Here is a 12,514-nt window from a genome sequence, read left to right as displayed (position 1 = left end):
GGGTGGGGTGCCGGTTCGGTGATGGTAACTCGACCCGGCAGGTCAACCCGGTGTGACGAAGTTGTTGTCTCAAGCAGTGAGAAAGCATGTTCAGTGCTTTGACGAATGGCCGGAATCGTTCCCATGATCTGTGCATGAAGACGCTGCTGCTCGTGCGGCGGCTGCACGTGGATCTGCTCCGGACGGCCACGGCCAGCTGTCGCTGACCCCACCCGGAGCCCCCGCACGCCCTTGTCGCCGCGGGCCGCCACCCCTGCTCGAGGTGGCGCATTCCTTTCCCTCGCTCCGGGTCGCGCGCTCCCCTCCGCTTCACCCCCTTCGCACCACCCCGCACCTGGAGCCCCTCATGCCCCGTGTCCGCCTCCCCCTCGCCGCGCTCTCGCTGGCCTCCGTCTCCACGCTCCTGCTCGCCGGCTGCTCACAGTCCACGGACGCCTCTAAGGACACTGGCAGCACCGCCGCCTCCGCGTCGGCCGCCACCGGCAAGAAGCCCGCCCCCTTCAGCGACGGCGCGGTCAAGGTCGCCCTGGTCCGGCAGAGCGGCGCCGGCGACTACTTCGAGCAGTGGGGCAACGGAGCCAAGGCCCAGGCCAAGGCCCTCGGCATCGACCTGACGGTCTACGACGCGCAGGCCGACAACGCCAAGCAGGCCACCGACCTCTCCTCCGCGATCAACTCGGGCGCCAAGGCGATCATCATCGACCACGGCTTCCCGGCGACCATCCAGCCGGAGATCGACAAGGCCGTGAAGAAGGGCATCAAGGTCGTCGTCTACGACGTCGAGACGGCCACCAAGGGTGTCGTCTCGACCAAGCAGGACGACGCGAGCATGGCCCAGGCCGTCCTCGACGTGATGGCCAAGGAAGTCGGCAAGGACGCCAAGGTCGGCTACGTCAACGTCGCCGGCTACGCGGCCCTCGACAAGCGGAACACCGTCTGGACCAAGGAACTCGCCGCGCAGGGCTGGAAGCAGGAGTTCAAGGTCGGCAAGGTGACCGACTCCACGGCCACCGACAACGTTCCCCTGGTCTCCGCCGCGCTCACCCAGCACTCGGACGTGGCGGGCGTCTTCGCCCCCTACGACGAGCTGGCCAAGGGCACCGTCCTCGCCGTCCAGAACAAGAAGCTCCAGGACAAGGTGAAGGTCTTCGGCGCGGACGTCTCCAACGCCGACATCCAGCAGATGACCGCCGCCGACAGCCCGTGGGTCGCCACGGCGGGCACCGACCCGTCCGCGGTGGGTGCCGCCGTCGTCCGCACGACCGCCCTGGAGCTGGCCGGCCAGCTGGACAAGACCTCCGTCGAGTTCCCGGCCGTCGCCATCACCCAGGACTTCCTGAACAAGAACAAGATCGAGAACATGGACCAGCTGCGCACGGCGCTGCCCGCCCTGAACCTGTCCCAGGTCTCGACCGCGGACTGGATCTCGAATGTCGCCCACTGAGACGACTGAGACGCCTGCGGTCGGTCTCACCGACGTCAGCATGGCCTTCGGAGGCAAGACCGTCCTTGCCTCCGTCTCACTGGACATCGCACCGGGCAGCGTCGTCGCGCTGCTCGGTGCGAACGGCGCCGGCAAGTCCACGCTGATCAAGATCCTGTCCGGCGTGCACACCGACCACGGCGGCGAGGTGCGGGTCGCAGGGGAATCCGCAGCTCTCCAGTCGCCGCTGGCCGCACGCCAGTTGGGCATCCAGACCGTGCACCAGCGGATCAGCGAGGGCATCGTGCCCGGCCTCACGGTCGCCGAGAACCTGGTCTTCGAGGAGCTGGCGCAGAGCCGGGGCAACCCGTTCCTGAACGGGGGCAGACTGCTCGCCCGCGCCCGCGAGATCCAGGCCGGCCTCGGCCTGGACTGGAGCGACAGCCTGCTCAAGCGGGACGTCACCGAACTCGGCATCTCCGACCGCCAGTTGCTGATCCTCGCCCGCGCCCTGGCCACCCGCCCGCGCCTGCTCATCCTCGACGAGCCGACCTCCGCCCTGTCCGCCGCCGAGGCGGAGCGCCTGTTCGCACTGGTCGAGAAGATGCGCGACGACGGCATCGCGGTGCTCTACGTCTCCCACCGCCTCGGCGAGATCGACGCGCTGGCCGACCGTCTGGTCGTCCTGCGGGACGGACGTCTCACCGAGGACCAGGCCAAGCCCTTCGACTGGGACGCGGCCCTGCGGGCGATGCTCGCCCAGGCCCAGGAGACGACCACGGCCCGCCCGGTCCGCGAGGGGGCGTCCGGCGATGCCGTGCTCTCCCTTCGGGGGGTACGGCTCTTCGCGGGCCGCACGCCTCTCGACCTGGACATCCGCGCCGGCGAAGTCACCGGTGTCGTGGGCCTGTTGGGCGCGGGCAAGACCGAGCTGGCCCGCGGCCTGTTCGGCGCCGAGCCCTTCGCGGCCGGCTCCGTCGAGCTCGACGGCAAGGACTTCGCGCCCCGGCGGCCCGCCGACGCGATCCGGGCCGGCATCCATCTGGTCCCCGAGGACCGGCACGCCGACGCCCTCGTGCCCGGCTGGTCGCTGGCGCAGAACATCTCGCTGCCGTTCCTGAAGTCCCTGTCGAGAGCGGGGCTCGTCCAGCGCGGGAAGGAGGACGCCCTCGGCCGCGCCACCATCGAGGCGCTCGGCGTCGTCGCCCGCGACGAACACAGCACCGTCGAGGAGCTGTCCGGCGGCAACCAGCAGAAGGTCGTCGTCGGCCGCTGGCTGGCACATACGCCCCGTGTCCTCATTCTGGACGAGCCGTTCCGAGGCGTGGACATCGGCGCCCGGCGCGACATCGGCCGCCGCGCCCGGTCCCTCGCCGCCGAGGGTGCCGCCGTCCTCGTCCTGTCCGCCGACGTCGACGAGATCCTCGAGATCGCCGACCGGGTCGTCGTCCTCGCGTCCGGTGAGATCCATCTCGACGCCTACGGCGAAGACGTGGAACGCGACCGCGTGATCCAGACCATCGCCGTGTCCGTCTAGCCCCGGCTGGCACCGGCCGCCGAAGGAAGCAGCCCCCCATGACCACCCAGCAGAGCACCGAGGTCCCGGTGAAGGCGGCGATCCCGCCCGCCACCACCACCGCCGTGCGCGTCCAGAACGCCGTCATCAAGTACGGCTTCATCTTCGTGACGGTCGCGCTCTTCCTGTACTTCGCGCTGAGCGAGGGCTCCTTCCGCGAGTCGGCCACCCTCCTCGACACCCTGCGCTACGTCTCCGTCGCCGCCATCCTCGGCCTCGGCGTCACCCTCACCATGGCCGTCGGCGGAATGGACATGTCCGTCGGCGCTGTCGCCGGACTGGGCGTCTCCGTCGCCGCGCAGACGATGGTCGTCCACAACCAGGTCGGCACGGTCGCGATCATCGCGGTGATCGCGGCGGGCGCGGTGGCAGGTCTGCTGAACGCGCTCCTCATCGTGGTGCTGAAGATCCCCGACATGCTGGCCACGCTCGGCACGATGTTCGTCATCCAGGGCACCAAGCTCATCCTGGTCGACGGCCAGTCGATCACCCCGGGCATGACCCTGGACGACGGCTCCACGGCACCCGGCAAGTTCACGGACGGCTTCCTGAAGATCGACCGGGGCACGGTCCTCGGCATCCCCATCTCGGTCCTCGTCTTCGGCGGCCTGACGATCGCCGCCTGGGTCTTCCTGGCCCGCACCCGCTGGGGCCGTGTCCTGTACGCCATCGGCGCCAACCCCGAGGCCTCCCGCCTGGCCGGCATCCGCGTCGGCGCGTACCGCTCCCTCGCCTACGTCATCTCCGGGGTCCTCGCCTCGATCGGGGGCCTCATCCTGGCGTCCCGCATCGGCCAGGGCGATGTGAGCGCCGGAACGTCCCAGCTGCTGGAGGCGGTGGCGGTCGCGCTGGTCGGCACCTCGGTCCTCGGCCGCGGCCGCCCGAACGTCTGGGGCACGGCCCTCGGCGCGGTGCTGATCGGCATCATCACGACCGGCCTGACCATCAAGGGCCTGCCGTACTACACGCAGGACGTCGTCGAGGGCGCGGTCCTCATCCTCGCCCTCGTCTTCAGCTTCACCCTGTCCAAGCGCCGCACCGCATAGGGGAGTTCACCGACCATGGGCTACCGCATCCTGGAGACCGACGACATCCCCGCGTACCTGCGCGAGCGGGGCCACTGGGGCGAGGCGGCCGATCCGCAGGTCCGCGAGGTCTCGGACGGCAACATGAACCGGGTGTTCCTGGCGTCGAACGCCGACGGCACCCGCAGCCTCGCCCTCAAGCAGGCCCTGCCCTGGGTCCGCGTCGCCGGCCCCTCCTGGCCGATGAACCCGGACCGCGCCGACGCCGAGGCACGGGCCTACGAGCAGGTCGCCCGCGTCGCCCCGGACAAGATCCCGGCGATCCACGGCTACGACCCCGAGAACTACGCCCTCGTCATGGAGGACATGTCGGACCTGGAGGTGCTGCGGACCCTGCTGAACGAAGGCGCCTCCTACGGACCGCACACCTCGGCGAGGACCGGCGAGTTCGTCGCCCAGTTCTCCTTCGCGACCAGTGACTTCGGCATGGCGTCGGCCGACCGCAAGGCGCTGATCGCGGCCTCGGTCAGCCCGGAGCTCTGCAAGATCACGGAGGACGTGGTCCTGTCGGAGCCGTACATCGAGCACGAGCACAATCACTGGCACGAGGGCCTGGACGACCTGGCGGAGGAGTTCCGCGCCGACGCCGGGCTGCGCACGGAGGTCGCCGATCTCCGCCACACCTTCATGACCAGCGCCCAGGCCCTGCTCCACGGCGACCTGCACACCGGCAGCATCATGGTCGGCGAACGCGAGGGCGCCCCCGTGATACGGGTCTTCGACCCCGAGTTCTCCTTCGTCGGCCCGATCGGCTACGACCTCGGCCTGTACTGGGCCAACGCGCTGGTGTCGGAGGAACGGGCCCGCGCGCTGGGCACGCTGTCGGACCACCCCGGCCAACTCCGCCTGTCCTGGGAGGCGTTCGAGTCGGAGTTCCGCCGGCTGTGGCCGGCCCGCATCGACACCTTCTTCGACGACGCCTATCTGGACCGTTTCCTGCGCCGGGTCTGGACCGACTCCGTGGGCTACGCCGGCACGGAGATCATCCGCCGCATCATCGGCTTCGCCCATCTGACCGACCTGACGACTCTTCCTGACCCGGTACCGGCGTCCCGCCGGGCACTGCTGCTGGGCCGGGAACTCGTCGTGCGGCGCGAGGAGCTGACGTCACCGCAGGCCGTGCGCGACGTCGTGGCCTCACTCGGCTGACTCGGCGTCGAACCACTCCTTGCCGGCAGCCCAGTGCCCCACCCAGCCCGCGAAGCCGGGCGCGGAGGTCGTGAAGCCGAACTCCGCGCCGAAGGGCATGGCGCCGACGTCCGTGACGTGCCAGATGTGCCCTCGGTGCGGGCCGGTGACGACGAGGTGCCAGTTCATCGCGCACCCGTCCGTCCCGAGCACGATGGAACCGTGGTCGAAGACCTGGCCGGTGACGGCCTCGGGGTCCTCGTAGGGCCCCTCGTCCTCCTCCCAGAGCCACGGCTCCGTCAGCGGGAACGGCTCGGCCAGGCTCCGCTCCGCGCCGTCGCCGCCCCAGTCGGACGGCAGCTCGGCCAGCCCCACCAGTCCGTACTCCGGCGGCCCCTGGAAGGAACCGTCGGATATCTCCGCCACGAACGTCCGGTACGGCTCCGGCAGCACGATCCCGTGCTCCGCCTCGAAGGCGTACACCGCCTCCCACCCGAGCGCCGACGCACCGTCGTCGTCCACGCCGAACGCCTTCCGGAGCGCGTCGAGATCCTCAGGGGCGGCCTGTTCCATGTTCATACACCCATGGAAACACCCGCCACTGACAACGCGGGCACACGAAAGGGGCGGCTCCGTCGGCGCGGAGCCGCCCCTTTCGCGTGCCGGCCCCCAGAGGGGAGAGGGGCCGTTTCTCGGTGGTGCCGGCCAGGTCAGGGAGGGGCCGGCCCGAGGTCTACTTCTTGTCGAGCAGGTCCTGGACCTTGGCGCGGACGTCGTCCGTGGCCAGGCCGCGGATCGTCAGCGTCGTACGGCGGCGCAGCACGTCGTCCGTCGTCTCGGCCCACTCGTTGTCCCGGGCGTAGACGACCTGCGCCCAGATCTCCGGGGCGTCGGGGTGGACGCGCTGGGCCAGCTCCGGGTCCTCGTTCGCCAGCCGGGCGATGTCGAAGGCCAGCGAACCGTAGTGCGTGGCCAGGTGCTTCGCCGTGTCCGCCGCCATGCGCGGACCCGGCGCCGGGTTGTCGACCAGCAGCCGGTGCGCGACCGCGCGCGGGTTGGCGACACCCGGCAGCGGCAGCTTCTTCGGCAGCGAGGAGATCGGCTCGAAGTCGTCGCCCAGCGGGTGGCCCGGCAGCGCCTCCAGCTTCTGCATGACCGTACGGCCGATGTGCCGGAAGGTCGTCCACTTGCCGCCCGCGACGGACAGCATGCCGCCCTTGCCCTCGGTCACCACGGTCTCCCGCTTGGCCTTCGCGGTGCTGCCGGGGCCACCCGGCAGCACGCGCAGCCCCGCGAAGGCGTACGTGATGAGGTCACGGTCGAGCTGCTGGTCCCGGATGGAGAACGCGGCCTCGTCGAGTATCTGGGCCGTGTCCTTCTCGGTGACCGAGACGTCCGCCGGGTCGCCCTCGAACTCCTCGTCCGTGGTGCCGAGCAGCAGCATGTCCTCCCAGGGGAGGGCGAAGGTGATGCGGTACTTGTCGATCGGGGTGGCCAGCGCGGCCTTCCACGGCGCCGTCCGCTTCAGGACCAGGTGCGCGCCCTTGGACAGACGGATCGACGGGGCCGCGTTCGGGTCCTCCAGCTTGCGCAGGTGGTCGACCCACGGGCCGGTCGCGTTGAGGACGAGACGGGCGCTGACGCCGAACTCGTCGCCGGACTGGCGGTCGCGCAGCTCGGCGCCCGTGACCCGGCCCTTGGTGAACCTCAGGCCGGTCACCTCGGCGTGGTTCAGGACCACCGCGCCCGCCTCGACGGCCGCGCGGACCGTCATCAGCGCCATGCGCGCGTCGTTCATCTGGTCGTCGCCGTACACGGCGACGGCCTTGAGGTTGTCGGTGCGCAGCTCGGGCACGTCCTGCGCCGCCTTGGCCGGCGAGAGGAGGTGGCCGACGCCGTCACCGAACGCGGAGAGCGCGGAGTAGGCGAAGACGCCCGCCCCGAGCTTCGCGGCGCCGTGCGGCCCGCCCTTGTACACGGGGAGGTAGAACGTGAGCGGGTTCGCCAGGTGGGGAGCCACCTGACGGGAGACCGCACGGCGCTCGAAGTGGTTCTCCGCCACCAGCCTCACCGCGCCGGTCTGCAGATAGCGCAGACCGCCGTGGAGAAGCTTGGAGGAGGCGGAAGAGGTGGCACCGGCGAAGTCGCCGGCGTCGACCAGGGCCACCCGCAGGCCGGACTGCGCGGCGTGCCAGGCAGTGGAGATGCCCAGGATGCCGCCGCCGATCACGAGAAGGTCGTACGACGCCTTGGAGAGCTGCTCCCGGGTCTCGGCGCGGCTCGGGTTGGAGCCGGAGGCCGGGCGCGTACCGAGGGCAGGCACGGACTGCAGGGTGGTCTGACTGGTCATTTCGGGTTCTTACTCCTCATCAGAGCGTGCTGAGCCTACGAGTGGCTCTCGTCAGCTCTCTTCGTCCTCAAGCCAGCCCATCGTCCGCTCGACGGCCTTGAGCCAGCTCTTGTACTCACGGTCGCGCTTCTCTGCGGCCATGTTGGGGGTCCACTCGGCGGCCCGGCGCCAGTTGGCGCGCAGGTCGTCGGTGCTGGTCCAGAAGCCGACGGCGAGACCGGCGGCGTAGGCGGCGCCGAGGCAGGTCGTCTCGGCGACCATCGGGCGGACCACGGGGGCGTCCACGAAGTCGGCGAGGGTCTGCATCAGCAGGTTGTTGGAGGTCATGCCGCCGTCGACCTTGACGGCCGCGAGCTCGACACCGGAGTCCTTCGTCATGGCGTCGGTGATCTCACGGGTCTGCCAGGCCGTGGCCTCCAGGACGGCGCGTGCGAGGTGCGCCTTGGTGACGTACCGGGTCAGGCCGGCGATCACACCGCGGGCGTCGGAGCGCCAGTACGGGGCGAACAGACCGGAGAAGGCCGGCACGAAGTAGGCGCCGCCGTTGTCCTCGACCGAGAGCGCGAGCGTCTCGATCTCGGCGGCGGTGGAGATCAGGCCCATCTGGTCGCGCATCCACTGCACCAGCGAACCGGTGACGGCGATCGAGCCCTCGAGGGCGTAGACGGCCTTCTGGTCGCCGATCCGGTAGCCGACCGTGGTGAGCAGGCCGTTGTACGAGTTGACCGGCTTCTCGCCGGTGTTCATCAGCAGGAAGGTGCCGGTGCCGTACGTCGACTTGGCCTCGCCCTCGGCGAAACAGGTCTGGCCGAACAGGGCCGCCTGCTGGTCACCGAGCGCCGAGGCGACCGGGATGCCGCCGAGCAGCTCGCCCAGCTTGCCGCCGGCGACCTCGCCGTAGACCTCGGCGGAGGAGCGGATCTCCGGGAGGATCGCGAGCGGCACGCCGATGGACTCGGCGATCTTCTCGTCCCACTCCAGCGTGTGGAGGTTCATCAGCATGGTGCGGGAGGCGTTGGTGACGTCGGTGTAGTGCTTGCCGCCGTTGACACCACCGGTCAGGTTCCAGATGACCCAGCTGTCCATGGTGCCGAAGAGGATGTCGCCGGCTTCGGCGCGCTCGCGCAGACCCTCGACGTTGTCGAGGAGCCAGCGGGCCTTCGGGCCGGCGAAGTACGAGGCGAGGGGGAGGCCCGTCTCGCGGCGGAAGCGGTCCTGGCCGACGTTGCGGCCGAGCTCCTTGCAGAGCGCGTCGGTGCGGGTGTCCTGCCAGACGATGGCGTTGTGGACGGGCTCACCGGTGTTCTTGTCCCAGAGCAGCGTGGTCTCACGCTGGTTGGTGATGCCGATGGCCTTGATGTCGTCGCGGGTGATGCCGGCCTTCTGGATGGCTCCGGCGACGACCTCCTCGACGTTGGTCCAGATCTCGTTGGCGTTGTGCTCGACCCAGCCCGGCTTCGGGAAGATCTGCTCGTGCTCCTTCTGGTCGACGGAGACGATGCGTCCGTCGCGGTCGAAGACGATGCAGCGGCTGGAGGTGGTGCCCTGGTCGATGGCGGCGATGAAGGGGCCGGCGGTGTGCGCGTCGGTCACGGTGTGCTCCTGAAAGGTCCTGGGTCGGAAAGCTGTGGGTACCGCGTGCTGCGAGGCTCGTGCTGCGAGGGTCTTCTAAGCAAAAGCGACGTTGTAGATACCCGCAGCGATCGCGCCGCCGATCAGCGGACCGGCCACCGGGATCCACGCGTAGCTCCAGTCCGAACCGCCCTTGTTGGGCAGCGGCAGGAGGGCGTGCACGATACGCGGACCGAGGTCACGGGCCGGGTTGATGGCGTAGCCGGTCGGGCCACCGAGAGACAGACCGATCGAGACGACGACCAGCGAGGTGATCAGAGCGCCGAGGGTGCCCAGGCCGTTGCCGCCGTCGTTGAGGCCCTGCGTGAGGACGGCGAGCACCAGCACGATGGTGCCGATGATCTCCGTGGCCAGGTTCTGCACCACGTTCCGGATCTCCGGACCGGTGGAGAAGATGCCGAGGACCGGACCCGCGCCCTGTTCCTGGGCTTCGACCGCCTTGGTCTTGGTGGCCTGCGCGCCCGGACCGCCGACGATCTCCTTGTCGGTGAGGTGGGCGTGGAACTGGCCGTAGTAGGCGACCCAGACCAGGGTGGCACCGATCATGGCGCCGAGCAGCTGCCCGCCCCAGTAGGTCGGGACCTGGCTCCACTCGATGCCGTTGTCCTTGAGCGCGAGCGCCAGGGTCACGGCCGGGTTCAGATGCGCGCCGGAGAGCGGTGCGGAGGTGTAGACGGCCGTCAGTACGGCGAAACCCCACCCGAAGGTGATGGCGAGCCAGCCGGCGTTGCGGGCCTTGGAGGCCTTCAGCGTGACGGCCGCACAGACGCCGCCGCCGAGCAGGATGAGTATGGCGGTACCGATGGTCTCGCCGATGAAGATGTCGGAGCTGGACACCCGCGACTCCTTTGTCCTTCGTCCAGGGGACCGAACCCCGGGTCCCTCCGGAGGTTCGAGCTGCTCTCGGGTGAGAGCTGTGCCGGCCCTTGGCGTTGTCACACTCTAGCGCGTATTGCCGGTAGGTGTTCGACAATGCCGACCGATGGACGGGAGTCTCGCTCCGGCGTTACGCGTGCGTCAAGGGTTCTGTTATCGAAAGCACGATCGTTATTGATTGCTGTGAGCTATCGATCTTCATATGAGGCTGCTATAGGGACTCGCCCGATATGTCCGCTTCAGGGTATGGCGAAGACCGGAACGCCGAAAGGGCGTCCCGGTGTGCTCTTACCGACTTCTAGAAGCGCCCGGCGCCCAGGTCCCGCGACACCGCGCGGGCACAGTCCCGTACGGCCGCGATCAGCTCGGGACGCAGCTCGCCGTCCCGGCACAGCCGCTCCACGGCCCCCGTGATGCCGACCGCGCCCACCGGCATCCGTCGCCGGTCGTGGATGGGGGCGGCCACACCGGCCACGCCCTCCCAGGTCTCCTCCACGTCCGCGGAGTAGCCACGCGCGCGTGTGATGTCGAGGATGTTCTCGAAGGCGTCCAGCTCGGACACCGTGCGATCGGTGAACGTCTTGCGGTCCGCCTCGATGGCCTCACTGTGCGCCACCGGGTCGTACGCCGACAGCACCTTGCCCAGCGCCGTGGAGTGCAGCGGCTGCATGGCCCCGATCTCCAGCACCTGCCGGCTGTCGTCGGGCCGGAAGACGTGGTGCACGATCAGCACGCCCTGCTGGTGCAGGACGCCCAGATAGACGCTCTCGCCGCTGGACCGGGCCAGATCGTCGGTCCACACCAGGGCGCGCGCCCGCAGCTCGTGCACATCGAGATACGTGGTGCCCAGGCGCAGCAGTTCGGCGCCCAGCTGGTAACGCCCGGACGCCTCGTCCTGCTCGACGAACCCCTCCAGCTGGAGGGTGCGCAGGATGCCGTGCGCGGTGCCCTTGGCGAGGCCCAGGGCCGAGGCGATGTCCGAGAGGCCGAGCCGCCGCTCGCCGCCCGCGAGCAGGCGCAGCATCGCGGCCGCCCGTTCGAGCGACTGGATGTTCCGTGCCATCGCCGTTCTGCCTCCGTCCCCTTCGCCGTCGACCCGCGACGTCGCTGCCGCCGTTCGGCAATGTCGAACACTACTAGTCCATGCCGACCAACCGCCAATGGTCGTACGACACCTTTAGGTCACTTGTGATGCACGCTCGCGTCACTCGTATCCCGGGAATGACCTGCCCGGCATCCTCGTCCGTCCCGTGGACGCTCTGACCGTTCGGGTCGGGTCCCGGCTACCCTGACGGCGTGCGCCCGCTGTGGGAAGCCCCGCGGCAGGACGCAAAGCCGACAGCCGTCGCACCCACAGGGAGCCCTTTCATGGCCTCGTTGCCACCGACCCCTTCCGCCGACAGCCGGACCCGTGCGTCCGCGCTCCGTGAGGCGCTCGCCACCCGTGTGGTGGTCGCCGACGGGGCGATGGGCACGATGCTCCAGGCGCAGGACCCCACGATGGAGGACTTCCAGCAGCTCGAGGGCTGCAACGAGATCCTCAACGTCACCCGGCCCGACATCGTGCGCTCGGTGCACGCCGAGTACTTCGACGCCGGCGTCGACTGCGTCGAGACCAACACCTTCGGCGCCAACCTGACCGCCCTCGGCGAGTACGACATCCCCGAGCGCGTCCACGAACTGTCCGAGGCCGGCGCCCGCATCGCCCGCGAGACGGCCGACGAGTACGCCGCCCGCGACGGCCGCCGGCGCTGGGTCCTCGGCTCGGTCGGCCCGGGCACCAAGCTGCCCACGCTCGGCCACACCACCTTCGGTGCCATCCGTGACGCGTACCAGCAGAACGCCGAGGGCCTGCTCGCCGGCGGCGCCGACGCGCTCCTGGTGGAGACCACCCAGGACCTCCTCCAGACCAAGGCCTCCGTCATCGCCGCCCGCCGGGCCATGGAGACGGCCGGATACGACGTCCCCCTGATCGTGTCGGTGACGGTGGAGACGACCGGCACGATGCTGCTGGGTTCGGAGATCGGTGCCGCGCTGACGGCGCTGGAGCCGCTCGGCATCGACATGATCGGCCTGAACTGCGCGACCGGCCCCGCCGAGATGAGCGAGCACCTGCGCTATCTGGCCCGCCACTCCCGCATCCAGCTGTCCTGCATGCCCAACGCCGGCCTTCCCGTCCTCACGAAGGACGGCGCCCACTACCCCCTGACCGCGCCCGAACTGGCCGACGCGCAGGAGAACTTCGTCCGCGACTACGGCCTGTCCCTCATCGGCGGCTGCTGCGGTACGACGCCGGAGCATCTGCGCCAGGTCGTCGAGCGGGTGCGTGGCCTCGCGCCCACCGAGCGGAGCCCGCGCCCCGAGCCGGGTGCTGCCTCCCTGTATCAGGCGGTGCCGTTCCGGCAGGACACGTCGTACATGGCGATCGGTGAGCGGACGAACGC

The 12,514-nt window shown here is 69.9% G+C and carries 10 protein-coding genes; 5 read left to right on the top strand and 5 right to left on the bottom strand.

Annotation, left to right across the window (positions count from 1 at the left end):
• The first annotated feature begins 346 nt into the window (after positions 1-346).
• The 4 genes from ACWD3I_RS26125 to mtnK are packed head-to-tail and all read left to right on the top strand — an operon-like array spanning position 347 to position 5,233.
• Positions 347-1,444, top strand: a complete 1,098-nt coding sequence (locus tag ACWD3I_RS26125; RefSeq protein WP_365407728.1) for a substrate-binding domain-containing protein — start codon at positions 347-349, stop codon at positions 1,442-1,444.
• On the top strand, positions 1,431-2,960 hold the full coding sequence (locus tag ACWD3I_RS26120; protein ID WP_365407724.1) for a sugar ABC transporter ATP-binding protein: 1,530 nt from the start codon (positions 1,431-1,433) through the stop codon (positions 2,958-2,960). Before ACWD3I_RS26125 ends, ACWD3I_RS26120 begins: the two co-directional genes overlap by 14 nt.
• 38 nt (positions 2,961-2,998) lie before the next feature.
• Positions 2,999-4,045 (top strand): ABC transporter permease, encoded by a 1,047-nt coding sequence (locus tag ACWD3I_RS26115; RefSeq protein ID WP_046256604.1) that lies wholly within the window; start codon positions 2,999-3,001, stop codon positions 4,043-4,045.
• Between the two features lie 15 nt (positions 4,046-4,060).
• Positions 4,061-5,233, top strand: coding sequence for an S-methyl-5-thioribose kinase (mtnK, locus tag ACWD3I_RS26110; protein ID WP_365407720.1), 1,173 nt, complete (start codon positions 4,061-4,063; stop codon positions 5,231-5,233).
• Here the strand turns inward: mtnK and ACWD3I_RS26105 are convergent.
• The 5 genes from ACWD3I_RS26105 to ACWD3I_RS26085 all read right to left on the bottom strand — a co-directional run bounded on the left by ACWD3I_RS26105 (position 5,222) and on the right by ACWD3I_RS26085 (position 11,133).
• Positions 5,222-5,791, bottom strand: a complete 570-nt coding sequence (locus ACWD3I_RS26105; protein ID WP_365407717.1) for an SMI1/KNR4 family protein — start codon at positions 5,789-5,791, stop codon at positions 5,222-5,224. The two genes, mtnK and ACWD3I_RS26105, sit on opposite strands and share 12 nt — an antisense overlap.
• Positions 5,792-5,945: 154 nt before the next feature.
• Positions 5,946-7,562: a glycerol-3-phosphate dehydrogenase/oxidase gene (locus ACWD3I_RS26100; protein ID WP_365407714.1), complete on the bottom strand. Its 1,617-nt coding sequence runs from the start codon at positions 7,560-7,562 to the stop codon at positions 5,946-5,948.
• A 51-nt stretch (positions 7,563-7,613) separates the two neighbouring features.
• The gene (glpK, locus tag ACWD3I_RS26095; protein ID WP_365407711.1) at positions 7,614-9,155 is read right to left on the bottom strand and encodes a glycerol kinase GlpK; all 1,542 of its coding nucleotides are present in this window, start codon (positions 9,153-9,155) and stop codon (positions 7,614-7,616) included.
• Positions 9,156-9,230: 75 nt separating this feature from the next.
• Positions 9,231-10,031: an MIP/aquaporin family protein gene (locus ACWD3I_RS26090; protein WP_365407708.1), complete on the bottom strand. Its 801-nt coding sequence runs from the start codon at positions 10,029-10,031 to the stop codon at positions 9,231-9,233.
• Positions 10,032-10,368: 337 nt separating this feature from the next.
• A complete protein-coding gene (locus tag ACWD3I_RS26085; protein WP_365407705.1) occupies positions 10,369-11,133 on the bottom strand; it encodes an IclR family transcriptional regulator in 765 nt (254 codons plus the stop codon).
• Positions 11,134-11,438: 305 nt separating this feature from the next.
• On the opposite strand from ACWD3I_RS26085, the gene ACWD3I_RS26080 reads away from it, so the two are divergent.
• The coding region (locus ACWD3I_RS26080) for a homocysteine S-methyltransferase family protein (RefSeq protein WP_451084190.1) at positions 11,439-12,514 on the top strand (1,076 nt) is incomplete at its 3' end.

Source organism: Streptomyces sp. NPDC002817 (assembly GCF_053592055.1).
Note: the sequence above shows the minus strand (reverse complement) of the source record. Positions and strands in the feature narration are given on the sequence as shown.